The sequence below is a fragment of the Vibrio sp. 10N.222.49.C9 genome (assembly GCF_041474985.1).
GTDB classification, from domain to species: Bacteria; Pseudomonadota; Gammaproteobacteria; order Enterobacterales; family Vibrionaceae; genus Vibrio; species Vibrio crassostreae_C.
This window is the reverse complement of record NZ_JBFRVD010000830.1, coordinates 1-451: the sequence shown is the minus strand read 5'-3', so window position 1 is coordinate 451 and position 451 is coordinate 1. Positions and strand designations below refer to the sequence as shown.

General features: G+C 43.0%; 1 protein-coding gene. It reads right to left on the bottom strand.

The genetic code is table 11. The features are described from left to right. Positions 1-201: 201 nt before the first annotated feature. On the bottom strand, positions 202-451 hold a 250-nt coding region (locus AB4585_RS25815), incomplete at its 5' end, for a 2Fe-2S iron-sulfur cluster-binding protein (protein ID WP_372171626.1).

Below are 451 nucleotides of genomic sequence, written 5' to 3'. Positions count from 1 at the left end.
TCGTAGTAAATAACTGCTCATCCTAGCGGGTTAAAACACTCGATAACCGCGTTAGAATTTTTGATTGTAGGATAACTACTTATCAAAAAAATCCTGCCTTGTTATCCAGCGTTTTTCCTGCGCTATTTCCGATCACTTACCGACTGTGATTGGTATAAAGGCCCAACCTTAGGTTGAGCCTTAGTAATAACAGCAAGTTAATCAGCCAATTTCAACAAACATATCGTCATTAACTTGGCTCGTACAAGCAAGAAAATACCCTTGCTCTACGTCTTCCTCACTAAGAGGCCCAGTGGTAGAGCTCACTACTTTGTCTTTATCACCCTTACAACGACAGCTTCCACATACACCGGCACGACAAGCGGCAAAGATAGGTAAGCCCTCTTTCTCTAGCGCCTCAAGCACAGTTTCATCATCAGAGATGGCCACTTCTGTGCCATTGATACTTAAC